Source organism: Pseudomonas sp. NPDC086251, assembly GCF_044746405.1.
In the GTDB taxonomy this organism is placed as follows: Bacteria; Pseudomonadota; Gammaproteobacteria; order Pseudomonadales; family Pseudomonadaceae; genus Aquipseudomonas.
The window spans coordinates 26,436-48,707 of the sequence record NZ_JBIVBY010000010.1 but is presented as its reverse complement, the minus strand read 5'-3'; the positions used below and the strand labels follow the sequence as shown (position 1 = coordinate 48,707).

Sequence of the window (22,272 nt, the reverse complement as noted above, 5' to 3'; positions counted from 1 at the left end):
GGTTACTCCCCTTTGCCGCTGGAAGCCTTGTCAGCTGCCTGTGCGGGGGCCGGGTTCTTTGCGCCAACGTTAGTCGCTTCACTGGCCTTGACTTCGACGCCAGGTTTGACGAATTGCAGCCCTTCGGTGATCAGGCGATCGCCGGCCTTCAGGCCGTCTTCGATCAGCCACTGGCTACCCACGGTGCGGCTGGCCTTGAGCTGACGCAGTTCGACCTTGTTGTCCGCACCGACGACCAGTGCGGTCGGCATGCCTTTGAGGTCGCGGGTCACGCCTTGTTGCGGGGCCAGGATCGCGGCAGCGTTCACGCCGGCTTGCAATTGAGCGTGAACGAACATGCCCGGCAGCAGCGTGTGATCGGGGTTGGGGAACACGGCGCGCAGGGTGACGGAACCGGTGGTCTGGTCAACCGAGACTTCGGAGAACTCGAGCTTGCCTTCCTGCTTGTACTGGCTGCCGTCTTCCAGGGTCAGCTTGACCGCTGCCGCGTTTTCGCCAGCCTTTTGCAGGCGACCGCTTTCCAGTTCGCGGCGCAGTTTGAGCAAATCCACCGAAGACTGGGTGACATCGACGTAGATCGGGTCGAGTTGCTGAATGACTGCCATCGCTTCGACCTGGCCGCTGGTCACCAGCGCACCTTCGGTCACGTTCGAACGGCCGATGCGGCCGGTCAGCGGCGAGTACACCTTGGTGTAGCGCACGTTGATCTGGGCGGTTTGCAGCGCGGCTTCCGATTGCAAACGGTTGGCCAGTGCCGTGTCGTATTCCTGACGGCTTACGGCCTGTTCGTTGACCAATTGCTTGTAGCGATCGGAGATCGACTTGGTCTGTTGCAGGTTGGCTTCGGCGCTTTTCAGGGTGGCTTCATAAACGGCTGGATCGATCTGATACAGCTGCTGACCGGCCTTGACGTCGCCGCCTTCCTTGAACAGACGCTTGAGGATGATGCCGTTGACCTGTGGGCGAACTTCGGCGATGCGGTACGCACTGGTGCGGCCCGGAAGCTCGGAAGTCAGGGTGAACGCTTGAGGTTGCAGAGTAACGACGCCGACCTGAGGAGGTGGTGCGGCGGGCGCCGCCTCTTCCTTTTTACATCCGCTGAGCAGCGATGCCAGGGCAAGGGCAGTGACCATAGCGGTAACAGCTGGCTTGAATTGCATGAAAATCCTCGGGTCAGGCGCGCAAATGACGCACTCGAAATGTGGAAGGGTAAAAAAATGTGCGCTGAGTGGATAAGTAGCTTGCTAAGCAATATACTTACGTTCATGGTTGTTTGTAAACACCTTGGCTGCGTACCCACTCCGTTACAAAAGCCGTTCAAAGGTTGGAATTGTATGCCGGTGACGACGCCCAAGAGCGTTCGCCCCACTTCTATTCAGCGGATGTTCAGGCATCGCTGAAGCATCCTGATTGAGGTTGTACTGCCATGGTCCGTCGCACCAAAGAGGAAGCCCAAGAAACCCGCAGCCAGATACTCGAAGCGGCGGAAAAAGCCTTTTACGAGCGGGGCGTGGCGCGCACGACACTGGCGGATATCGCGACCCTGGCCGGCGTCACGCGCGGGGCCATCTACTGGCATTTCAGCAACAAGGCGGATCTGGTTCAGGCCATGCTCGATACCTTGCATGAGCCGCTGGATGAAATGGCCAGAGCCAGCGAGAGCGAAGACGAAGTCGACCCGCTGGGGTGCATGCGCAAGCTGCTGATTCATTTGTTTCATCAAGTTGCTCTGGACCCGAAAACCCGACGCATCAATGAGATTCTGTTTCATAAGTGCGAATTCACCGATGAAATGTGCGACCTGCGCCAGCAACGCCTGACGGCGAACCGGGATTGCAACGTGCATATCGAACTGGCGTTACGCAATGCGGTGAATCGCGGGCAATTGCCGGAAAATCTCGACACCGCCCGCGCGGCCATCAGCATCCATGCGTACATCGATGGCATCCTGTATCAGTGGCTACTGGCCCCCGACAGTTTTGAGCTGCACACCGAAGCCGAGCGTTGGGTCGATACAGGGCTGGACATGCTGCGCTTGAGCCCCAGCCTGCGCAAATGAAAACAAAATACGTAGTTGGATCAGCCATGTTTCATGGTTAGAGGCGAGTGGAGACCTGTCCTTGGCCCGCCTTGTCGTAATGGGATGCTTTTATATACGGACGCTGGGCAGGTTGATAGGTAGTGAACTACGTATTTTGTAGGAATTTTGTGTCGATTCTCGGAGCGAGTAGGAACATCGTGCGTGAAATGCTGCCTCTGTGGGAGCGGGCTTGCTCGCGAAGAGGCCGTCATATCCAACATCTTCGTCGCCTGTCACACCGCATTCGCGAGCAGGCTCGCTCCCACAGTGAATAGTGTCCAGGCCAGCATCAGCTACAAAAAAGCCGCGTTCGTCCGCGGCTTTTTTACGTGCAGGGTTTATCGCTATGGCTTGGCTTTCTTGCTCTCGCGATCTGGCCCTCGCTCCAGCACTTTCGTCACATCATCGACCAAGGCTTTGCTCATCGCGGTCAGGTAATGCGCGGCCCAGATATGTCGGTCGGTATCACGGTTAAAGGCAGCCTCTCGGGTTAGGTCCTTGGCCAGGAACAGAAAGTCGGAGGCCATGGATAACGCGTCAACTAGGGGCACGTTGCGATTGACCTGGAACAGCGCCTGGTTTGAACAGTAGATGAAGGGGGTTAAGCCGATGGTTTTGAGTTCTGAGGGATCGTGTGGATTTGTTTTATTCATGATCTTACTCCCGATGGTTCGAAGAGCTGCCACATTCGTTTCCAAGCGAATGGGTGGCAGCTGTACGCAGGTTGGAAAACCGGGAACCAGGGAAACCGGCACACCCGAGGGCGTCCCACGCACAGCCGCCATGACACAAGAATGCAGTCGTTAAAACGCCTGCAGTCATGATTGGGCACTGTTGCGTTGCGGTTCGACGGGTTTCCAAGCCCGATCGCTGAATGGTCAGCGACGTCTGGAGAGTATCCCGTCGAAGAAAAGCGCAACAAGGCATCAAAGTGCCCAAGCAACACGATTCGGAGTTTGCCTACAAGGTCTGCGGACGTCATCCTATATTCCGACACTTAAAGTAAACGGGACTAAACATCAGGTCGAAAAAACGCACGAATTCGTTGATTGAACCGGGGATCAGTCTTCAGTGAAGTAGTAGTGGATGTCTTGACTCTTCATGTGGCCTCGGCTAGCAACTGTCCTTTGTCCTTTGTCCTTTGTCCTTTGTCCTTTGTCCTGGGACTGAGGACAGTTTCGGCGTTTTTGCTCAGCCACAGTCAGCGGGCTCAAGCTAACGCAGCACTTAAGAAGATTTTGGATAGGCGGGCATATCCATTTCTGCGGTAGCGGCGGCTGGCGGTTTCGCTCTTACAGCGAGTCACTTTTGGCAAACGCCCCAAAAGTAACCAAAAGGTCTTGCCCCTCCATTCGGTGCCTCGCTGTGGCTCGGCATGCCCTCACTCCGGCATTGCTCCGGGGGCCCGCCGCCATCGGCCATCCATGGCCGGGGGCGGCTAACCCGGCATCCATGCCGGGTTGCCCCCTGCGCAACGCCTGCGTTCGGCCTCTGGGAAAGGGGCAACAGATCAAAATCAAAAGCAACGGCAAGATCAAAAGCTGAAACCACAGTCCCTTGTAGGAGCTGGCTTGCCAGCGAAGCATTCGAATACACCACGTTTATCCTGTTAAAACGCGTCATCGTTGACGTCCTTCGCTGGCAAGCCAGCTCCTACAGGGGAATGCGTACCCCCTATCAAGCCTCGGCCGCCAGCGGCTCTCCCGGAAATAGCATGACCATCACCTGACGAACTTCATTCATGTCACGGCGCCCGGCGCGCTAGTAACGTTCCCACGATTTCTTGAATTTCGACGTTTATACGCACTGCTTAGGCGACTCAGCGCGTTTTTGCTTTTTCTGCGGTTTCGCCATCAGCGTCCCTTAGCATGTCGTCTATCGAGTCGAACCGCTGGCGAATATCTCGGGCTTGCTTCATGGCGCGGGCCGTTTTATCCGAAGGAACGCGGCAACGCAGGACTTTGGTTTTCAATGCACCCATGGAAATCACCTCATCGTTGATGTGTAGCGACATTGGTGCTACCTCGAGCATTGTGGGGATTGAACACACAATGAAAATCAGCCCGATCCCATTCCCGCTTGGGAACGTTCCCATTCCAACGCAGGAAATAGCTGATGACCTCGAACGCTCATTCGCACCCACAAAAAAAAGCCCCAACTCTCTCGAGTCGGGGCTTTTGCGTTTCAGTAGCTGACGATTACAACGTCGGGTAGTCGATGTAGCCCACCGGGCCCTTGGCGTAGAACAGCTCCGGACGTGCCTCGTTCAACGGTGCATCGGCTTTCAAGCGTGCCGGCAAATCCGGGTTGGCAATGAACGGCACGCCGAAGGCGACCGCGTCGGCCTTGCCGCTGGCCAGCCAGGCGTTGGCGCTGTCCTTGGTGAAGCGTTCGTTGACGATGTACGGGCCACCAAAGGCTTCTTTGATTTGAGGGCCGAGGCTGTCAGCGCCTTCTTTCTCGCGGGAGCAGATGAACGCGATGCCACGTTTGCCCAGTTCGCGAGCGACGTAGGTGAAGGTTTCAGCCAGGTTGTCATCGCCCATGTCATGGGAGTCGGCACGCGGAGACAGGTGCACACCAACGCGGCCAGCGCCCCAGATTTCGATTGCGGCGTCGGTCACTTCCAGCAACAGGCGTGCACGGTTTTCCAGCGAGCCACCGTAGTGGTCGGTGCGCTGGTTGGTGCTGCTTTGCAGGAACTGGTCGAGCAGGTAACCGTTGGCGCCGTGGATTTCCACGCCGTCGAAACCGGCCGCCTTGGCGTTCTCGGCGCCCACGCGGTAAGCGTCGACGATGTCGGCGATTTCAGCGGTTTCCAGGGCGCGCGGCGTCGGGTAGTCGGACAGTGGGCGAACCAGGCTGACGTGACCTTTTGGCTGGATGGCGCTCGGTGCGACCGGCGCTTCGCCGTTCAGGTACGACTCATGGGAAACCCGGCCGACGTGCCACAGTTGCAGGAAAATCTTGCCGCCCGCGCCGTGGATCGCTTTGGTCACATTGCTCCAGCCACGCACCTGGTCGTTGGACCAGATGCCCGGGGTGTCCGGGTAACCGACGCCCATCGGCGTGACCGAGGTGGCCTCGCTGAGGATCAGGCCGGCCGAAGCGCGTTGTACGTAGTATTCAGCCATCAACGCGTTCGGCACACGGCCTTCGTCGGCGCGGCAGCGGGTCAGCGGCGCCATGATGATGCGGTTGGCCAACTCGAGGTCGCCCAGTTTGATCGGATCAAAAATAGTCGTCATGCAATACAACCCTCGTGAGGTGTTAGTTGGTAGCAGGGGCCAGTTCGGGGTTACCGCTCTGACGGAAAGTAATCAGTGTTACCAGCAGGGCAAGTACCGCCAGCACGGCTGCGGCGAGTGGCACGCTGGTCAGGCCGAAGCCGTGGGCAATGACGCTGCCGCCGACCCAGGCACCGAGTGCGTTGCCGACGTTGAACGCGCCGATGTTCAGGGTTGACACCAGGTTCGGTGCGGCCTTGCCGTACGTCACGACGTTCACTTGCAGGGCGGGTACGGCGGCGAAGCACGCGGTGGCCCAGAGGAACAGGGTGATTTCGGTCGGGATCAGGGCAACGCTGGTCCAGGTCAGGACCGTGGAGACCACCGCCATGGTGATGAACACGCCGATCAACGTCGCCGCCATGCCTTTATCCGCCAGCTTGCCGCCGATGATGTTGCCGACGGTCAGGCCCAGGCCGATGAGCATCAGGGTCCAGGTGACACCGCGTGGCGAGACGCCGGTGACTTCGCCCAGCAGCGGTGCAACGTAGGTGAACAAGGTGAAGACAGACGCCGCGAACAGGGCGGTCATGCTCAGCGACAGCCAGATACCGGCGCCTTTGAGTGCACGCAGTTCGGCGCGCATGTCGAGTTTTTCTTCATCGCGCTTGGCCGGCAGGAAACGAATCAGGCCGATCAGCGCAATCACACCGATCACGGTCACCGCCCAGAAGGTCGAGCGCCAGCCGGCTTGCTGACCGAGCGCGGTGCCCAGCGGAACGCCGAGAACGTTGGCCAGGGTCAGGCCGGTGAACATCAGGGCCACGGCCGATGCGCGTTTGTTGGCCGGCACCAGGCCTGCCGCAACCACCGAACCGATGCCGAAGAACGCACCGTGACAGAGGGCCGTGACCACACGGGCAAACATCAGCACGTTGTAGTCGCTGGCCACTGCGCAGAGCAGATTGCCGACGATGAAAATCCCCATCAACGCCACCAAGGCAGCCTTGCGCGGCAGTTTGGCGGTGGCCAGTGCCATGAACGGCGCGCCGATGGCCACGCCCAGGGCGTAACCGGTCACCAGCCAGCCGGCACCGGGGATCGACACACCGAGGTCGGCCGCCACATCAGGCAGCAAGCCCATGATGACGAATTCCGTGGTGCCGATGGCGAAGGCGCTCAAGGCCAGGATGAGTAGCGAGAGGGGCATTGTTGATTCCTTATCGGCGTACTGACGTAAAGGGTCAGAGCTCTTTGCTGAAAGTGCTGAGGAATTCCTGAATGGTTTCCTCATTGCGTTTGAAAAAATGCCATTGGCCGACTTTGCGGCTGCTGATCAGGCCGGCGCGTTGCAGGGTCGCCAGGTGTGCGGACACCGTGGACTGCGACAAACCGCAACGTTGATCGATCTGCCCGGCGCAGACGCCGTGCTCGTTGCTGTGGGACTGGTCGGGAAATTCGACGGTCGGGTCCTTGAGCCAGTGCAGGATTTCTCGCCGTACTGGGTGTGCCAGGGCTTTTATTATTTCGTCGAGATTGATGGTCATGGTCTGTGGGCTCGTGATGAGTAAAACGCTATATCGCGATGAGGCGAACTTTAAATCGTTATTTCGCGATATACAAATATGATTTGGATCTGACCGGCTCATAATTCGGTATATCGAGTTATAACGATACGTTGGTTGTAACAACACAAAGGCGCAGTGCTAAGCTGCGCCCATGAACTATCTCGCACATCTTCACCTCGGTGGCCAGCGCCCCGGTCAATTGCTCGGCAGCCTGTACGGCGATTTCGTCAAAGGGCGGCTGCAAGGGCAGTTCGATCCGGAGGTCGAAGCCGCTATCCAGCTGCACCGCAGCATCGACGTATTTACCGACCGGCATCCGTTGGTGGATGTCGCGTTGTCACGGTTTTCCATGACGCGGCGGCGTTACGCCGGGATCGTGCTCGACGTGTTTTTCGATCACTGCCTGGCGCGGGACTGGACGCTTTACTCGGATCAGCCGCTGGAGCAGTTCACGTCGGATGTGTACCGCGTGCTGTCGGCGGAACCGCAATTGCCGGAACGCCTGGCGCGGATCGCGCCGCACATGGTCGCCAATGACTGGCTGGGTTCTTACCGCGAATTCGCGGTGCTGGAGCAGGTGCTGCGGGGGATCTCGCGACGGTTGACCCGGCCGGAGGAGTTGGCGGCTGCGATGCAGGAATTGCGGGTGTTGTATGAACCGTTGAGCGAGGATTTTCGGGTGTTCTACCCGCAGCTTCAGGATTTCGCCCAAAACCGCTGACCCAACCCCTGTAGGAGCGAGGCTCGCCCGCGAAGAACGATAACGCGGTCTCTCAGGTACACCGCAGCGTTCCCTTCGCGGGCAAGCCTCGCTCCTACAGAAAAGCGGTTATGCGGCGATCAGCTCGCCGGTGCGGCGTGGTTCTGCTGGTTTCGCCACTTCCCCAAACAACGCCCTTTGCACCGCCTGCTGTGCCTCAAACGCCAACGCCGCACGCTCGCGACCTTCGCAGGCGATCGGCTTGAGCAGATGAATCTCCACATCCCCGCGATCATTGGCGAACAACCGCATCAGGTGCGAGAGCAAATCGTCATCGCCAATAAACGGTGCCAGCGAATCGAGCTCACCCTCGCGCAGGTAACGAATCGCCACCGGCTGCAACTTCACTTCGGAATCAATCGCCGCTGACAGCAAGCGACCATGGAAGGTGCGCAACGAACGGCCATCGGTGGTGGTGCCTTCCGGGAACATCAGCAGCGGATGTTCTTGCTGCAGATGGCGGGTCATCTGTTTGCGGATCAACTGGCTGTCGCCCGAGCCACGACGGATAAACAGGCTGCCAGCCTTGGCCGCGAGCCAACCGGCGACCGGCCAGGTGCGCACTTCGGCCTTGGACAGAAACGACAAGGGCGTGAGCATGCCCAGCAGCGGGATGTCGGTCCACGACACATGGTTGCTGACCCAGAGCATCGGCGACTTCGGCAACTCGCCGTGCACCGTGACTTTGAAGGGCAGGGCGTTACTCAACCGGGCCATGAAAAACCGCGACCAGCGCTGGCGCCGCACCATTGAATGCGCGATCCCCAAGCGTTCGAACAGGCCGAACACACTGGCCATGCTCAAACCCAGCGTGACCACCACCAGCACTCGCGCAATCCGCGCGTACACCCGCAACCGGCTCATCATACGGCCGCCTTGAAGTGTTTGGCGTAACGCGGGCAGAGTTCATCGCGCTTGAGCAGGATGAACACGTCGGCGACCTGGAAGTCTTCGTCCCAGCATGGCTCGCCGCAGATCTTCGCGCCCAGGCGCATGTAGGCCTTGAGCAGCGGCGGCATTTCGGCGATGACGTTGGACGGAATATCGAGGGTCGGCAGCGGTTTTTTCGGCTCGGCCCGCAAGTGTTCAGTGCACAGGTAGCGTTCGCGCAGGCGCTGCATGATCGCGTGGGCCTGAATGCCGCCGTCCTGCATCGGGATGCTCGCGCACCCCATCAAATAGCTGTAGCCGCCCTGGTTCAGCACTTCGGCCAGTTCACCCCAAAGCACGGCGATGGTGCCGCCGTTGCGGTAGGCCGGGTCGACGCAGGTGCGGCCGATTTCGAGGATCGGGCCCTTCAAGTGAACCAGGCCGTGCAGGCTGAATTCTTCTTCGCTGTAGAACTTGCCCAGGCTGCTGGCGGCCGTGTGGTCGAGCAAACGGGTGGTCGCCACCAGGCGCCCGGTGTTCAAGTCGCGCACGCCGATGTGGGCGCAGTGAACATCATAATCATCCATGTCCAGACCCAGTTCGGCACCTTTGAGTTTGGCGTTGAATTCGCCGCTGAACACGTTGAAGCGCAGGGCCTGGGCTTCCTGCAAGGCCTCGGCGCCCACCAGGCGTTCGGCTTGCAGGCGGCGTTCGTTGCCGGTGTCGCTGATGCGGGCGATCTGAGTCATTGGGAATCTCCGTGCGGGCTCTTCACCCTTGGGCTATAGCCGATCGACTTTCTTTATGCAGCCGTGTTGTGCAAAGTCAGGCTATGTAGCCCCGGTGTCATCGCCATGAAGCTTTGGTGATGCTTATATGACAGCCCACAAGGAGCCTCTTTATGCCCTGGCAAACCCTGTTGAATAGCCGCGAACGCCTGCCTGCCAACCCGGACCTGGCGGAAGGTTTCGCGACCTTGTTGCATCAGTTGGGGACGGTCACGCCGTTCGAGCTGGCGGTGGTCGGCGCACGCTTGATGGCAACGCCGGGGCTGGCGTTTCTGGTGGGGTATCAGGCGGCGCTGCGCATGCTGTGGCCGAGTGCGCCACTGAGCCTCGGCGCGTTATGCGCCACCGAACAGCGCAGCTTGCGGGTGGCGGACATGCAGACGCGCCTCAGCGATTTGCGGGTGAGCGGGCGCAAGGATTTCGTCACGGCCGGCGATGCCGCCGACTGGCTGTTGATCGCGGCCCGCAGTGAAGCCCCCGACGCCGATCCGCGCCTGAGTCTCGCGGTGGTTTATCCCGGCGAACCGGGCGTGCGCGTGGAAAAACTCCCGGCGATCGCGCTGATGCCGGACATCAGCCATGGCCGGTTGTTTCTGGATAACGCGCAGTGTGAATTGCTCGCGGGCGATGGCTGGGAGGCCTACGTCAAACCGTTCCGCACCCTTGAAGATATTTATGTGCTGAGCGCCATGACGGCCTGGCTGTACGGCGTCGGCCAGGACAGTGACTGGCCACAAACCTTGCAGCTGCGTTTGCTGGCGTTGCTGGCCGGGTGCGCGGAAGTCAGCCGGCAAGCCCCGAACAACCCGGCTGGGCACGTGTTGCTCGGTGGTTTGTTTGCGCAGTTCGACGGGCTCAAGGCTGACCTCAATGAAGCCTTGGCCGATGGCCCGCCGCAATGGGCGGCGATGTGGACGCGCGATCAGGCGGTGATGGAATTGGCGGCGGGGGCGCGGGGGAAGCGGTTGGCCAAGGCGTTGGCGGTGTTTTGACGGGCCTCTTCGCGGGCAAGCCCGCACCCACATTCAACCGAGTTCTTGCAGAAAGAATGCGATCAAATGTGGGAGCGGGCTTGCTCGCGAAGGCGGCCTCAACAACAACACAACTTTCAAAACTGTCATCAACCTCAACTAGGCTCAGCACGTTCATCCCTCCGAGCCCCCACCATGTCCAAAGGCATGTCCCTGTTTTTCATACTGCTGCTGAGCCTCACGGCCCACGCCGAAAACTGGCCCGCCGAGCAATGGTCGACCGGCCCGACCGTCACCGGCCCGGCGCTGCAAGCTCTGGAAAACTACGCCTTCCCACCCCGCGACGAAGCGACCCGCCAAGGCATCCGCACCGACGCCTTGCTGGTGATCCATGATGGACAACTGATCTACGAACGCTACGCTGCCCCGACCCGCGCCGACACCCCGCACCTGACCTGGTCGATCAGCAAAAGCCTGATGGCGGCGGTCCTCGGCGTGGCCTATGGCGAAGGCTTGTTCAAACTCCAGGACCCCGTGCTGAAATTCTATCCAGCGTTGGAAAAACACCCCGCCCTGACCATGGCCGATCTGCTGCACTGGGCTTCGGGCCTCGACTGGCAGGAAGACTATGAATACGCGCCGTTGAAGTCGTCTGTAGTCGCCATGCTCTACACCCGGGGTCACCAGGACATGGCCGCGTTCACCGCTGGCCACGACGAATACGCCCAACCCGGCCAGGCATTCCGCTATTCCAGCGGCGACAGCAATTTGCTCTCCGCCGCGCTGAAAAACATCGTCGGCCCGGCCCGTTATCCAGACTATCCCTGGACGGCGCTGTTCGACCCGTTAGGGATTAGCCACGCTGTCTGGGAAACCGACGCCACGGGCACCTTCGTCGCTTCGTCCTACGCCTACCTCACTGCCCGCGACCTGGCGCGAGTCGGCCTGTTGATGGCCCGCGACGGTCGCTGGGGCGACCGGCAATTGCTGCCCAAAGACTGGGTCGCGTTCAACCGCGAACCGTTCGCCCACTATCACGCCCATCAGGACGACGCTGTGCCCGGCGGTCATTGGTGGCTCAATCGCACGGTGGAGGGCGCGGCAAAACCCTGGCCCGATGCCCCCGCCGATACCTTCGCTGCGCTGGGCCATTGGGGCCAGGCGATGTACGTGATTCCCAGTGAACACCTGGTGATCGTGCGCTACGGCGATGACCGGGACGGCAGTTACCAGCACAACGAATTGCTCAAACTTGCCCTCAAGGCCTTTGCCGCGAAGGTGCAGCCATGAACCGTCGCCACTTCATTCGTCACCGACCGTTCAGCACGCTGTTGGTGGTCCTGCTGATCGCCTTGCTCGGCTGGGTCTGGCACGAGCGCGTGGCGTTGTGGACGTTCCCGGACATCATCAGCGCGTACACAGCCAAGGAATATTGTTCGTGCCGGTACGTGATGAACAACGACGCCGCGTATTGCCAGGGTTATGTGAAGCAGTGGCTGGCCTTCAGCGGTTTTACCGATGACAGCGCCAGCAAGCGCGTGACGGTCAGCGGCATGGGGCGCAGCAACAGCGCCGTTTGGGCCGGCGAGCGTCAGGGTTGCCGACTGCAACCCTGACGATCACAAATCGTGCTCAAACGAAGTTCTCTGTGGGAGCGGGCTTGCTCGCGAAAGCAATGGCAGCCGCACTGCTTGCATCGAGGCTGCCGACGCTTTCGCGAGCAAGCCCGCTCCCACAGGGTTTTGTTGCAAACCCAGCCGAGGTGGGCCTCAGGTTCCACGCAGTGGAACCACATTTGATTGTCCTCGCGCGCGACTCGCGTTTATCTGGCGGTGAGCGCGACCTGCCTTGAGGTGTCGCGAAATCGCAGCGAACAAAAAGAACGGGAATACACCCGGCACGAGGACAATTTTCATGACCCGACATCAACACATTCTTGCCTGGCTCAGCGACGTGGCCAGCGACCTGCACGCCATCCGCCAGGACATCCACGCCCACCCGGAACTCGGCTTCGAGGAAAACCGCACCTCGGCACTGGTGGCCAAATCCCTGGAAGAATGGGGTTACGAGGTGCACACCGGCATCGGCAAGACCGGCGTGGTCGGCGTCCTGCGCAACGGCAGCAGCTCACGCAAACTCGGGCTGCGGGCCGACATGGACGCCTTGCCGATCATCGAGAATACCGGCGCGCCTTACAGCAGCCGCCATCAAGGCTGCATGCACGCCTGCGGTCATGACGGTCACACCACGATGCTGCTGGGCGCGGCGCGTTACCTGGCGGCGACCCGTCAGTTCGACGGCACCCTGACCCTGATTTTCCAGCCTGCCGAAGAAGGCCAGGGCGGCGCGGAAGCGATGCTCACCGATGGCCTGCTGGAACGCTTTCCCTGCGATGCGCTGTTCGGCATGCACAACATGCCGGGACTACCGGCCGGTCACTTGGGTTTTCGCGAAGGCCCGATGATGGCCTCGCAGGATTTGCTCACCGTGACCATCGAAGGCGTCGGCGGGCACGGTTCGATGCCGCATCTGGCGGTCGATCCATTGGTGGCGGCGGCCAGCGTGGTCATGGCCCTGCAAACCGTGGTCGCGCGCAACATCGATGCGCAGCAGGCGGCGGTGGTAACGGTCGGTGCGTTGCAGGCCGGAGAGGCGGCTAACGTCATTCCGCAGCAGGCGATCCTGCGCCTGAGCCTGCGGGCGCTGAACGCTGAGGTTCGGGAAAAAACCCTCGACCGCGTTCGCGCGATCATCGAATCCCAGGCCCGCAGTTTCGGTTGCAGTTCGCGCATCGAACATCGCCCGGCCTACCCGGTGTTGGTCAACCACGCCGCCGAAACCGAGTTCGCCCGGCAGGTCGGCGTCGAACTGCTCGGCGCCGACTCGGTGGACGGCAACACGCCCAAACTGATGGGCAGCGAAGACTTCGCCTGGATGCTGCAACGCTGCCCCGGCGCTTACTTGTTCATCGGCAACGGTATCTCGAGGCCGATGGTCCACAACCCCGGCTACGACTTCAACGACGACATCCTGCTGACCGGCGTGGCGTATTGGGGCGCGCTGACCGAGTGCTGGCTCAAGCCGGCCTGACGATCTGACTTTCTACTGCCGCTGGATCGGGCGCGCCTCGTTGCGCCCCCCATCACCCAACAGGTTTTTGGAGAGTTCCCCATGCAGACTTCGAGCACAGGCGTTTCGCGCACCCGGCAGGTGGTCGCTGCCGTCATCGGCAATGCCCTGGAATGGTATGACTTCATCGTTTATGGCTTTCTGGCGAGCATCATTGCCCGGCAGTTTTTCCCGTCCGAAGACGAATACGCGTCCCTGCTGATGGCCCTGGCGACCTTCGGCGTCGGGTTTTTCATGCGCCCGGTGGGCGGCATTTTGTTGGGCATGTACTCCGACCGCAAAGGGCGCAAAGCGGCCATGCAGATGATCATCCGCCTGATGACGGTGTCCATCGCGCTGATCGCCTTCGCGCCGAATTACGCCGCCATCGGCATGGGCGCGCCGCTGTTGATCGTGGTCGCGCGGATGCTCCAGGGCTTTGCCACGGGCGGTGAATACGCCAGTGCCACGGCGTTCCTGGTGGAAAGCGCACCGGCAGACAAAAAGGGTTTGTACGGTTCCTGGCAGTTGGTCGGGCAATGCCTGGCTGTGTTTTCCGGGGCAGGGATGGTGGCGTTGTTCACCCATCTGCTTTCTCCCGAGGCGCTGGACAGTTGGGGCTGGCGGATTCCGTTCATGATCGGTTTGCTGATCGGCCCGGTGGGATTGTGGATTCGTAAGCACATGGAGGAACCGGAAGAGTTTCTCGAGGCGCGCAGACAGGCCAAAGGCGCGAGCCCGAGTTTGCTGCAAGTGATCCGCGAACATCGGCGCAGCATTCTGGTGTCGATGGGCTTGGCGTGCGGCGCGACGGTGTCGTTTTATGTGGTGCTGGTGAACATGCCGACCTTCGCCCACAAGAACCTCGGCCTGCCGCTGGATCAGGTGCTGTTGGTGCAGATGCTCGCCGTGGCCGTGATGACCGTGGTCATTCCGTTGTCCGGTGCGCTGTCGGACCGGCTTGGCCGACGCCCGGTGTTGATGGCGTTCACCTTGGCGTTTTTCCTGATGGTTTATCCCCTGTATGTCTGGGTCGCGGCGGCGCCATCGGTGGAGCGTCTGCTGGTCATGCAGCTCTTGTTATGCAGCGCGATTGGCGGTTTCTACGGCCCGGCCCCAACGGCGCTGGCCGAGCAGTTTCCCATCGAAGTGCGCTCCACCGGGGTGTCGGTGGCCTACAACGTTGCGGTCATGGTGTTCGGCGGTTTCGCGCCGCTGATCGTCACTTGGCTCAGCAAGGTGCTGGCCACCCCCGTGGCGCCGGCCTTCTACGTACTGTTCGCTTGCGTGCTGACGCTGTTGGGCACTTACTGCATGCATGAAGCCCCACGGACCCGGAAATCCACTGCACTTAATCTTGAGGTGAAACCTTGAGCATCAACCCGATTGTTGAACTGGACGCCGATGCGTTGTCCCGAGCCATTCATGCGCGGCAGGTGTCCTGCCGCGAAGTGATGCAGGCCTACCTGGCGCAGATCGAGCGCTTCAATCCGCAGGCTAACGCGCTGGTGTCGCTGCGCCCGGCCGAAGAGTTGCTGGCCGAAGCCGATGCCTGCGACCGACAACTCGACCAGGGCCAGTCTCGCGGCTGGATGCACGGCATGCCGCAGGCCATCAAGGACCTGGCGGCCACCGCCGGTTTGCGCACGACCATGGGCTCGCCGTTGTTCGCCGAGCAAGTCCCGCAGCAAGACGCCATCAGCGTGGCGCGGGTTCGCGACTGTGGGGCGATCATCATCGGCAAGACCAACGTTCCGGAATTCGGCCTCGGTTCGCAGACCTACAACAGCGTGTTCGGCACTACCACCAATGCCTACGACCCAACGCTGGGTGCCGGTGGCAGCAGCGGCGGGGCGGCGGTGGCGCTGGCGTTGCGCATGCTGCCGGTGGCCGACGGCAGCGACATGATGGGCTCGCTGCGCAACCCGGCAGCGTTCAATAACGTGTTCGGTTTTCGCCCGTCCCAGGGCCGCGTGCCCCACGGCCCGGCGCCGGACGTGTTCGTCCAGCAACTGGCCACCGAAGGGCCGATGGGCCGCAGTGTCACCGATGTTGCCCGTTTGCTGAGTACACAAGCCGGTTACGACGCACGCGTGCCGTTGTCGCTCACGCGGCCCCCGCAGATCTTTGCCGAACCCTTGGCGAAGGATTTCAGCGACGTGCGGATCGGTTGGCTGGGTGACTACAACGGCTATCTGCCAATGGACGATGGCGTGTTGAGCCTGTGCGAATCGGCACTGAACGATTTCACCGCGCTGGGTTGCAAGGTCGAAGCCTGTCAGCCGGATTTCTCCATGGAGCGCTTGTGGCAGACCTGGCTGGTGCACCGGCACTGGCTGGTGCAGGGCAGCCTCGGCGCGTTGTATGCCGACACGCAGAAACGCGACCTGCTCAAACCTGAGGCGCAGTGGGAAATCGAAGGCGGGTTGCGGCTGACGGCGGCGGATGTTTACCAGGCATCGGTCAGTCGCAGCGACTGGTACCGGGCGGTGAGCGCGTTGTTCGAACGTTACGATTTTCTGCTGTTGCCCACCGCCCAAGTGTTCCCTTTTGATGCACAAACCCCGTGGCCGCGCGTCGTCGGCGGGCGGAGTATGGACACTTATCATCGCTGGATGGAGGTGGTGATCGGGCCGACCCTGGCCGGTTTGCCGAGCATGAATGTGCCGGTGGGGTTTAACCCGACCGGGTTGCCCATGGGCCTGCAAATCATTGGCCCGGCCCAGGCTGACCTGGCGGTATTGCAACTGGCGTACGCCCATGAGCAGTTGACTCAATGGGTCAAGCGCCGACCGCCCGGTTGTCTGCAAAACGCTTGAGAGCGATTGACGGGCGCGCATCTTGCTGCGAAAAGCGATCATCCGTTCCGGGCAAGGGGAGGTCGAATCCATGGACAGCAAGGCAGAAACCGGCAGCGTACGTTCCGTTGAGCGCGCTTTAGCGATCGTAGAGTTGCTGGGCGAGCATCAGGCATTGGGGCTGGAGGAGTTGCATTACCTGACGACTCTGCCCAAGGCCACGGTGTCGCGCATGTTGCTGACCCTGCAGGAGCAAGGCTGGATCTATCGCGGCTTGAGCGACCGGCGTTATCGGCTGTGCGCCAAGCGCCTGTTCGGCGACAGCCAGCAGCGGTTCAAGCGGCGCCTGGTGGAAAGCGCTGCGCCGCTGTTGCTGGAGTTGAGCGAGCGCACCGGGTTGGTGGCCGACCTGTCGAGCTTCGACGGCGAGCGCGTGGAAGTCATGGAAAGCGCGATCCCCACGGTGCTGCGCAAGCGCTACCCGAACAACTGCCAGATCGTCGGCCAGCACGCCAGCCTGTTTCATTCAGCCATGGGCCGGGCGTGTCTGGGCGAGCTGGAAACCCATGAAGTGGAACGCCTGGCCGGTCGTGAACCGTTGACCGACGAGAGCCTTTTCCGCGCCAGTGAGCAAGCGTTGCACCAAGGCTTTGGCCAGCGCACCGAAGGTTACTGGGAATACCCGGTGCGCCTGCCGTTCCTGATTCGGGCAGTGGCGTTGCCGATTCATGCCGACGGCCGACTGGTCGGCAGCATGGCGCTGCACTGGCCAATGGATCAGGCCCCAGTAGAGCGAGTCCTCAGCCTGCACCTCAGCAGCCTGGCCGCCGCCATTGGCGATGTGCAACAGGCGATGGCGTAACCTGTAGGAGCGAGCTTGCTCGCGATGGACCTGAGAACACTGCGGGGTATCAGGCTACCCTCGTTATCGTTCACGACTATCGCGAGCAAGCTTGCTCTTACAAGGTTGCAATTACCTCAGGGGCAGTTAAGGTTCAGCACAGGTTTATCTGCCCCACGAGTCTCTATGTTCAAGCGGTCCGTCTCCCAAATCCTCGCCGTCCTGCTGCTGGCCGGCGCCTCGCTGTCGGCCCAGGCCAATTGGTACCTCGACGGCGAGTCTTCGCGGCTGTCGTTCATCAGTACCAAAAACGCCAACATCTCCGAAGTGCAGCGCTTTCTGGTGCTGCACGGCAAGGTCAGCCCGAAAGGACTGGCCGAGGTCGAAGTCGAAATGGAATCGGTGAACAGCGGCATCCCGCTGCGTGACGAACGCATGCGCAAGGAGCTGTTCGACATCCAGACCTTCCCCGAAGCATTGATTACCGCGCGAATCGATCTGCGCCCGATCAACGACCTCGCGCCCGGTGCGCAACTTGAATTGCGCTTGCCGGTGACCGTCAACCTCCACGGAAAAACACACGAGTACAACGCCGAATTGCTGGCGACCCGTCTCGATGATCGACGCTTCCAGGTGGTGACCCTGGAACCACTGGTGATCAACGCCGAAGACTTCGACCTGGCGCCGGGCCTGGAAAGCTTGCGCAAGGTCGCCGGTTTGTCGGCCATCAGTTTGTCGGTACCGGTGGGCGCGGTACTGATTTTCACGGCGCGCTGACATGGCCGGTGCCATTTTTCCCTGGCGTGAAGGCAACCGCTTCGAACTGCTGATCGACGGCCCGCAGTTCTTCCCGCGCATGTTGGTGGCGATTGCCCGCGCCGAAGAGCAGGTCGAGCTGGAGCTGTATCTGGTGGAGGCGGGCGCCTGCGCCGAGGCCATGGTTCAGGCGTTGGTCCAGGCCGCCGAGCGCGGTGTGCGGGTGCGCTGCCTGTTCGATGATTACGGCAGCCTGGCGTTCACCCTGACCTTGCGCCAGCGCTTGATGTCGGCGGGTGTGGAACTGCGTTTCTACAATCGCCTGAGTTGGCGGCGCTGGGTCGGCAACTTCTATCGCGACCATCGCAAGCTGTTGCTGGTCGATCAGAGCCTGGCGGTGGTCGGTGGCACCGGGGTCACCGATGAGTTCTGGACGCCGGGCGAAGACACCAGCGAATGGCACGAAGTCATGGTGGAAATCACCGGCCCCTTGGTCATCGACTGGCAGTTGCTGTTCGATCGGCAATGGATCGCCAACCGCCATCGGCGCGCCTGGAAACCCGCTTCGCATTTCGGCTTGCCGCGCCTGCCGCGAGTGCCGTCCATGGGCGAGGGCATGGGCCGGGTCGCCTACGCCGACGCCCGCCAGCACCGCGACATTCTGCAATCGCTGGTGCGCGCGTTGAACAGTGGCCAGCAGCGGATCTGGCTGGCCACGCCGTATTTCCTGCCGACCTGGAAAGTCCGCCGCTCGCTGCGCCGGGCCGCCGCCCGTGGCGTCGACGTGCGCCTGCTGCTGACCGGACCACGCACCGATCACCCGTCGGTGCGCTACGCCGGGCATCGCTACTACCCGCGACTGCTCAAGGCCGGCGTTAAAATCTTCGAATACCAGCCGTGTTTCCTGCACTTGAAAATGGTCCTGGTCGATGACTGGGTGAGCCTCGGCTCGTGCAATTTCGATCACTGGAATTTGCGCTTCAACCTGGAAGCCAACCTGGAAGCGCTGGACCCCGGGTTGACGCTGGCAGTGGCGGCGAGTTTCGAGAAAGACTTTGCGTTGAGCCAGGAAGTCAGCCTGGAGGCATGGCAACGCCGGCCGCTGTGGCGACGGGTCAAGCAAAGGATTTGGGGATGGGTGGATCGGCTGGTGGTGAATATTCTGGATCGACGCGGCTGAGCCCCATTTCAGCAACACCCTAAACCTAATGTGGGAGCGGGCTTGCTCGCGAAGGGGGGCATGTCAGTCAACGATGATGTTGACTGACAATCCGCTTTCGCGAGCAAGCCCGCTCCCACATTGTTTTGCGGTGCTTTCGGGGTTACAGCAATTCAAAGCTCTGCTGCGTCACGTCCTGGGAATCCAGGCCGATCTGCACGTTGAACTTGCCCGGCTCCGACACGTACTTGAGCTGGGCATTGAAGAACTTCAGGTCGTCTTCGGTGATGGTGAAGTGCACGACTTTCTGCTCACCCGCCTTCAGCGTGATTTTCTGGGAGTTCTTCAGTTCCTTGACCGGACGGATCATCGAGCCGGTCACGTCCTGAATGTACAACTGCACCACGGTTTCGCCGTCACGCTTGCCGGTGTTTTTGACCATGACGCTGGCGTCGAGCTTGCCGGTCTTGTTCAGCGTGGTCGACGACAGCGCCATGTCGGTCAGGCTGAAATCGGTGTAGCTCAAACCGAAGCCAAACGGGAACAGCGGGCCGGTGGTGTCATCGAAATACTGCGAGGTGTAGTTGCCCGGTTTGCCCGGCGTGAACGGCCGGCCAATGCTCAGGTGGTTGTAATAGGTCGGAATCTGACCGACCGAACGCGGGAACGTGATCGGCAGTTTGCCCGACGGGTTGTAGTCGCCGAACAGCACGTCGGCGATGGCGTTGCCGCCTTCGGTGCCGCTGAACCAGGTTTCCAGAATCGCGTCAGCCTGATCCTTCTCTTCCAGAATCGACAGCGGACGGCCGTTCATCAACACCAGTACCAGCGGTTTGCCGGTGGCTTTCAGGGCGCGGATCAGTGCACGCTGATTTTCCGGAATGTTCAGGTCGGTGCGGCTCGACGATTCGTGGGACATGCCACGGGACTCGCCAACAGCGGCGACGACCACATCGGCATCCTTGGCGGCTTTCACCGCTTCATCGATCAACACGTCCGCCGGGCGCGGATCATCCACCACTTCCGGCGCATCGAAGTTGAGGAAGTTCAGGTAATCGAGGACTTTTTTGTCGCTGGTGATGTTGGCGCCACGGGCGTAGATCAGCGTCGCTTTGTCTGCCACCGCCGCGTTCATGCCGTCGAACAGCGTCACCGACTGCGCGGGTTTGCCCGCAGCGGCCCAGCTGCCCATCATGTCGATCGGCGCCTTGGCCAGCGGGCCGACCAGGGCGATTTTCGCGGTTTTCTTCAGCGGCAGGGTGTCGCCCTGGTTCTTCAGCAACACCATGCTGCGGCGCGCCACGTCACGGGCCTCGGCGCGGTGCAGACGGTTTTCGGCGTAGGTGTCGGCCGGGTCATCCTCAGCCTTGCCGATGCGCAGGTACGGGTCCTTGAACAGGCCCATGTCGTACTTGGCGGCGAGCACTTCGCGCACGGCGTTGTCGATGTCTTTCTGTTCGATTTCACCGGCCTTCAACAGCCCCGGCAGCTCTTTGCCGTAGAGGGTGTCGTTCATGCTCATGTCGATGCCGGCCTTGATTGCCAGCTTCGCCGCTTCACGACCGTCAGCCGCAACGCCATGCTTGATCAGCTCGAAAATCGCCCCGTGGTCACTGACCGCCAGGCCCTTGAAGCCCCATTGCCGGCGCAACAGATCGTTCATCAGCCAGGTGTTGGCCGTGGCCGGCACGCCATTGATCGAGTTCAGCGCAACCATCACCCCGCCAGCACCGGCGTCGATCGCCGCGCGGTACGGTGGCAGGTAGTCCTGGTACATCTTGACCGGGCTCATGTCGACGACGTTGTAGTCGCGACCACCCTCGACCGCGCCGTACAAGGCAAAGTGCTTGACGCTGGCCATGATGCTGTCGGCCGCGTTCGCGCCGGTGCCCTGGAAGGCTTTGACCATGACGCCGGCGATGCGCGACACCAGGTAAGTGTCTTCGCCGAAACCTTCGGACGTGCGGCCCCAACGTGGGTCGCGGGAAATGTCGACCATCGGCGCGAAGGTGATGTCGAGGCTGTCCGCCGCGGCTTCCTTGGCGGCGATGCGCCCGGACAGGCCGATGGCGTCCATGTCCCAGCTCGACGCCAGGGCGATCGGGATCGGGAAAATCGTGCGATGGCCGTGGATCACGTCATAGGCGAAGAACATCGGGATCTTCAACCGGCTGCGCATGGCCGCGTCCTGCATCGGACGGTTTTCCGGGCGAGTGATCGAGTTGAACGTGCCGCCGATGTTGCCGGCCGCGATTTCCTTGCGGATCAACTCCCGAGGCATTTCCGGGCCGATGCTGATCAGGCGCAACTGGCCGATTTTTTCATCGAGGGTCATTTGCTTCATCAGGTTGCTGATGAAGGCGTCCTTGTTTTCCAGAGGTGCGGGCGTCGTGGCGGCCAATACGGTATGACTGGCCAGGCTGACGAACAAGCCCAGCAAACACAGCTTCTTCATGAATAGTTTTCTCAAAAGCCTAAACGGCAGTGAATACGCGCCGGTCAGCCAAAATTTAGGGAGCGACTATTGTTGTTCAGGTAAATGCAGCACACTTCTGACGTGTTTTTTGCGCTGGGGCATCTTTTAGCCCATTGGCTCGATGCAATCCAGTGGTGGCGGCAGATTATGCCCCAAGAGCCCGGTCAGAAGGTCGCCAGTTGTTTTTCAACGGAATGTACAAGGGAGCGTCAACCAGATGAACGTACGACACCACTATCGGTCGAGCCTGCACGTTGCAGCCTTGATGCTGCTGACCACACTGCTGGCCGGCTGCGGCATCAATACGATCCCGACGCTCGACGAACAGGCCAAGGCCGCCTGGGGCCAGGTGCAGAACCAGTACCAGCGCCGCGCCGACCTGATCCCGAACCTGGTAGAGACCGTGAAAGGTTATGCCAAGCACGAAGAAGAAACCCTGACCGCGGTAGTCGAAGCCCGGGCCAAGGCGACTTCGATCCAGGTCGATGCCAAGACACTGGATAATCCGGAAAAACTCAAACAGTTCCAGCAGGCGCAGGATCAGCTGACCGGTGCGTTGAGCCGTTTGATGGTGGTGTCCGAGCGCTATCCAGACCTCAAGGCCAACCAGAATTTCCTCGCGCTGCAATCGCAACTGGAAGGCACCGAGAACCGCATCGCCGTGGCGCGCCGCGACTTCATCCTCGCCGTGCAGAAATACAACACCGAACTTCGTACCTTCCCCGGTCGCCTGTGGCACACCGTGATGTACAGCGATTTGCCGATCCGCGAAACCTTCGAGGCCACCAGCCCCGATGCGGAAAAAGCGCCTCAAGTGAAGTTCCAGTAGGCGTCGGAATGGGTTCCAAGCATCACCACGGATGAGGTTGC

21 protein-coding genes are annotated in these 22,272 nt (G+C 61.0%); 12 read left to right on the top strand and 9 right to left on the bottom strand.

The window, feature by feature from the left end:
• Positions 1 to 2: 2 nt before the first annotated feature.
• Positions 3 to 1,160 (bottom strand): efflux RND transporter periplasmic adaptor subunit, encoded by a 1,158-nt coding sequence (locus ACIPL2_RS13925; RefSeq protein WP_401357169.1) that lies wholly within the window; start codon positions 1,158 to 1,160, stop codon positions 3 to 5.
• Between the two features lie 266 nt (positions 1,161 to 1,426).
• Between ACIPL2_RS13925 and emhR the strand changes: the two genes are divergently transcribed.
• Positions 1,427 to 2,059, top strand: coding sequence for an efflux system transcriptional repressor EmhR (gene emhR, locus ACIPL2_RS13920; protein WP_401357166.1), 633 nt, complete (start codon positions 1,427 to 1,429; stop codon positions 2,057 to 2,059).
• Between the two features lie 365 nt (positions 2,060 to 2,424).
• On the opposite strand, the gene ACIPL2_RS13915 is transcribed toward emhR, so the two are convergent.
• The 5 genes from ACIPL2_RS13915 to ACIPL2_RS13895 all read right to left on the bottom strand — a co-directional run bounded on the left by ACIPL2_RS13915 (position 2,425) and on the right by ACIPL2_RS13895 (position 6,854).
• Positions 2,425 to 2,733 carry a DUF3077 domain-containing protein gene (locus ACIPL2_RS13915; protein ID WP_401357163.1) on the bottom strand — a complete coding sequence of 103 codons (309 nt, stop codon included), beginning with the start codon at positions 2,731 to 2,733 and terminating at the stop codon, positions 2,425 to 2,427.
• A 1,166-nt stretch (positions 2,734 to 3,899) separates the two neighbouring features.
• Positions 3,900 to 4,094 carry a hypothetical protein gene (locus ACIPL2_RS13910; protein ID WP_401357160.1) on the bottom strand — a complete coding sequence of 65 codons (195 nt, stop codon included), beginning with the start codon at positions 4,092 to 4,094 and terminating at the stop codon, positions 3,900 to 3,902.
• Between the two features lie 184 nt (positions 4,095 to 4,278).
• On the bottom strand, positions 4,279 to 5,328 hold the full coding sequence (locus ACIPL2_RS13905) for an alkene reductase (protein WP_401357158.1): 1,050 nt from the start codon (positions 5,326 to 5,328) through the stop codon (positions 4,279 to 4,281).
• 22 nt (positions 5,329 to 5,350) lie between these two features.
• Positions 5,351 to 6,517, bottom strand: coding sequence for an MFS transporter (locus ACIPL2_RS13900; protein WP_401357155.1), 1,167 nt, complete (start codon positions 6,515 to 6,517; stop codon positions 5,351 to 5,353).
• A gap of 34 nt (positions 6,518 to 6,551) precedes the next feature.
• A complete protein-coding gene (locus ACIPL2_RS13895; protein ID WP_033060920.1) occupies positions 6,552 to 6,854 on the bottom strand; it encodes a helix-turn-helix transcriptional regulator in 303 nt (100 codons plus the stop codon).
• Positions 6,855 to 7,026: 172 nt separating this feature from the next.
• Between ACIPL2_RS13895 and ACIPL2_RS13890 the strand changes: the two genes are divergently transcribed.
• Positions 7,027 to 7,596, top strand: a complete 570-nt coding sequence (locus tag ACIPL2_RS13890; RefSeq protein WP_401357152.1) for an ACP phosphodiesterase — start codon at positions 7,027 to 7,029, stop codon at positions 7,594 to 7,596.
• Positions 7,597 to 7,704: 108 nt separating this feature from the next.
• On the opposite strand, the gene ACIPL2_RS13885 is transcribed toward ACIPL2_RS13890, so the two are convergent.
• Both ACIPL2_RS13885 and olsB read right to left on the bottom strand, forming a co-directional pair.
• Positions 7,705 to 8,499: a lysophospholipid acyltransferase family protein gene (locus tag ACIPL2_RS13885; RefSeq protein ID WP_401357484.1), complete on the bottom strand. Its 795-nt coding sequence runs from the start codon at positions 8,497 to 8,499 to the stop codon at positions 7,705 to 7,707.
• On the bottom strand, positions 8,499 to 9,254 hold the full coding sequence (gene olsB / locus ACIPL2_RS13880) for an L-ornithine N(alpha)-acyltransferase (protein WP_007903792.1): 756 nt from the start codon (positions 9,252 to 9,254) through the stop codon (positions 8,499 to 8,501). The genes ACIPL2_RS13885 and olsB overlap by 1 nt, the downstream gene beginning before the upstream one ends.
• A gap of 152 nt (positions 9,255 to 9,406) precedes the next feature.
• On the opposite strand from olsB, the gene ACIPL2_RS13875 reads away from it, so the two are divergent.
• From ACIPL2_RS13875 to ACIPL2_RS13835, 9 genes are all read left to right on the top strand, one after another.
• Positions 9,407 to 10,285 carry an acyl-CoA dehydrogenase gene (locus ACIPL2_RS13875; protein ID WP_401357149.1) on the top strand — a complete coding sequence of 293 codons (879 nt, stop codon included), beginning with the start codon at positions 9,407 to 9,409 and terminating at the stop codon, positions 10,283 to 10,285.
• Positions 10,286 to 10,459: 174 nt separating this feature from the next.
• Positions 10,460 to 11,554 carry a serine hydrolase domain-containing protein gene (locus tag ACIPL2_RS13870; protein WP_401357147.1) on the top strand — a complete coding sequence of 365 codons (1,095 nt, stop codon included), beginning with the start codon at positions 10,460 to 10,462 and terminating at the stop codon, positions 11,552 to 11,554.
• Positions 11,551 to 11,880 carry an amidase gene (locus ACIPL2_RS13865; RefSeq protein ID WP_401357145.1) on the top strand — a complete coding sequence of 110 codons (330 nt, stop codon included), beginning with the start codon at positions 11,551 to 11,553 and terminating at the stop codon, positions 11,878 to 11,880. Before ACIPL2_RS13870 ends, ACIPL2_RS13865 begins: the two co-directional genes overlap by 4 nt.
• A gap of 298 nt (positions 11,881 to 12,178) precedes the next feature.
• On the top strand, positions 12,179 to 13,354 hold the full coding sequence (locus ACIPL2_RS13860) for a M20 aminoacylase family protein (protein ID WP_401357143.1): 1,176 nt from the start codon (positions 12,179 to 12,181) through the stop codon (positions 13,352 to 13,354).
• An 81-nt stretch (positions 13,355 to 13,435) separates the two neighbouring features.
• The gene (locus ACIPL2_RS13855; RefSeq protein WP_401357140.1) at positions 13,436 to 14,746 is read left to right on the top strand and encodes a citrate-proton symporter; all 1,311 of its coding nucleotides are present in this window, start codon (positions 13,436 to 13,438) and stop codon (positions 14,744 to 14,746) included.
• Between the two features lie 2 nt (positions 14,747 to 14,748).
• The gene (locus tag ACIPL2_RS13850; protein WP_401357481.1) at positions 14,749 to 16,191 is read left to right on the top strand and encodes an amidase; all 1,443 of its coding nucleotides are present in this window, start codon (positions 14,749 to 14,751) and stop codon (positions 16,189 to 16,191) included.
• A gap of 70 nt (positions 16,192 to 16,261) precedes the next feature.
• Positions 16,262 to 17,032: an IclR family transcriptional regulator gene (locus tag ACIPL2_RS13845; RefSeq protein WP_401357138.1), complete on the top strand. Its 771-nt coding sequence runs from the start codon at positions 16,262 to 16,264 to the stop codon at positions 17,030 to 17,032.
• A 165-nt stretch (positions 17,033 to 17,197) separates the two neighbouring features.
• Positions 17,198 to 17,788, top strand: coding sequence for a YceI family protein (locus tag ACIPL2_RS13840; RefSeq protein WP_401357136.1), 591 nt, complete (start codon positions 17,198 to 17,200; stop codon positions 17,786 to 17,788).
• Position 17,789: 1 nt separating this feature from the next.
• Complete coding sequence (locus ACIPL2_RS13835; RefSeq protein WP_401357133.1) at positions 17,790 to 18,947, top strand: phosphatidylserine/phosphatidylglycerophosphate/cardiolipin synthase family protein; 1,158 nt, start codon at positions 17,790 to 17,792, stop codon at positions 18,945 to 18,947.
• A 142-nt stretch (positions 18,948 to 19,089) separates the two neighbouring features.
• Here the strand turns inward: ACIPL2_RS13835 and bglX are convergent, their stop codons facing one another.
• Complete coding sequence (gene bglX, locus ACIPL2_RS13830) at positions 19,090 to 21,381, bottom strand: beta-glucosidase BglX (RefSeq protein ID WP_401357131.1); 2,292 nt, start codon at positions 21,379 to 21,381, stop codon at positions 19,090 to 19,092.
• Positions 21,382 to 21,619: 238 nt separating this feature from the next.
• Between bglX and ACIPL2_RS13825 the strand changes: the two genes are divergently transcribed.
• Positions 21,620 to 22,231, top strand: coding sequence for a LemA family protein (locus ACIPL2_RS13825; RefSeq protein WP_401357128.1), 612 nt, complete (start codon positions 21,620 to 21,622; stop codon positions 22,229 to 22,231).
• Positions 22,232 to 22,272: the final 41 nt, after the last annotated feature.

What these genes read in the sequence shown, in the direction of transcription:
- ACIPL2_RS13925 (WP_401357169.1), bottom strand. Translation starts at nt 1,160, where the DNA reads ATGCAATTCAAGCCAGCTGTTACCGCTATGGTCACTGCCCTTGCCCTG.
- emhR (WP_401357166.1), top strand. Translation starts at nt 1,427, where the DNA reads ATGGTCCGTCGCACCAAAGAGGAAGCCCAAGAAACCCGCAGCCAGATA.
- ACIPL2_RS13915 (WP_401357163.1), bottom strand. Translation starts at nt 2,733, where the DNA reads ATGAATAAAACAAATCCACACGATCCCTCAGAACTCAAAACCATCGGC.
- ACIPL2_RS13910 (WP_401357160.1), bottom strand. Translation starts at nt 4,094, where the DNA reads ATGTCGCTACACATCAACGATGAGGTGATTTCCATGGGTGCATTGAAA.
- ACIPL2_RS13905 (WP_401357158.1), bottom strand. Translation starts at nt 5,328, where the DNA reads ATGACGACTATTTTTGATCCGATCAAACTGGGCGACCTCGAGTTGGCC.
- ACIPL2_RS13900 (WP_401357155.1), bottom strand. Translation starts at nt 6,517, where the DNA reads ATGCCCCTCTCGCTACTCATCCTGGCCTTGAGCGCCTTCGCCATCGGC.
- ACIPL2_RS13895 (WP_033060920.1), bottom strand. Translation starts at nt 6,854, where the DNA reads ATGACCATCAATCTCGACGAAATAATAAAAGCCCTGGCACACCCAGTA.
- ACIPL2_RS13890 (WP_401357152.1), top strand. Translation starts at nt 7,027, where the DNA reads ATGAACTATCTCGCACATCTTCACCTCGGTGGCCAGCGCCCCGGTCAA.
- ACIPL2_RS13885 (WP_401357484.1), bottom strand. Translation starts at nt 8,499, where the DNA reads ATGAGCCGGTTGCGGGTGTACGCGCGGATTGCGCGAGTGCTGGTGGTG.
- olsB (WP_007903792.1), bottom strand. Translation starts at nt 9,254, where the DNA reads ATGACTCAGATCGCCCGCATCAGCGACACCGGCAACGAACGCCGCCTG.
- ACIPL2_RS13875 (WP_401357149.1), top strand. Translation starts at nt 9,407, where the DNA reads ATGCCCTGGCAAACCCTGTTGAATAGCCGCGAACGCCTGCCTGCCAAC.
- ACIPL2_RS13870 (WP_401357147.1), top strand. Translation starts at nt 10,460, where the DNA reads ATGTCCAAAGGCATGTCCCTGTTTTTCATACTGCTGCTGAGCCTCACG.
- ACIPL2_RS13865 (WP_401357145.1), top strand. Translation starts at nt 11,551, where the DNA reads ATGAACCGTCGCCACTTCATTCGTCACCGACCGTTCAGCACGCTGTTG.
- ACIPL2_RS13860 (WP_401357143.1), top strand. Translation starts at nt 12,179, where the DNA reads ATGACCCGACATCAACACATTCTTGCCTGGCTCAGCGACGTGGCCAGC.
- ACIPL2_RS13855 (WP_401357140.1), top strand. Translation starts at nt 13,436, where the DNA reads ATGCAGACTTCGAGCACAGGCGTTTCGCGCACCCGGCAGGTGGTCGCT.
- ACIPL2_RS13845 (WP_401357138.1), top strand. Translation starts at nt 16,262, where the DNA reads ATGGACAGCAAGGCAGAAACCGGCAGCGTACGTTCCGTTGAGCGCGCT.
- ACIPL2_RS13840 (WP_401357136.1), top strand. Translation starts at nt 17,198, where the DNA reads ATGTTCAAGCGGTCCGTCTCCCAAATCCTCGCCGTCCTGCTGCTGGCC.
- ACIPL2_RS13835 (WP_401357133.1), top strand. Translation starts at nt 17,790, where the DNA reads ATGGCCGGTGCCATTTTTCCCTGGCGTGAAGGCAACCGCTTCGAACTG.
- bglX (WP_401357131.1), bottom strand. Translation starts at nt 21,381, where the DNA reads ATGAAGAAGCTGTGTTTGCTGGGCTTGTTCGTCAGCCTGGCCAGTCAT.
- ACIPL2_RS13825 (WP_401357128.1), top strand. Translation starts at nt 21,620, where the DNA reads ATGAACGTACGACACCACTATCGGTCGAGCCTGCACGTTGCAGCCTTG.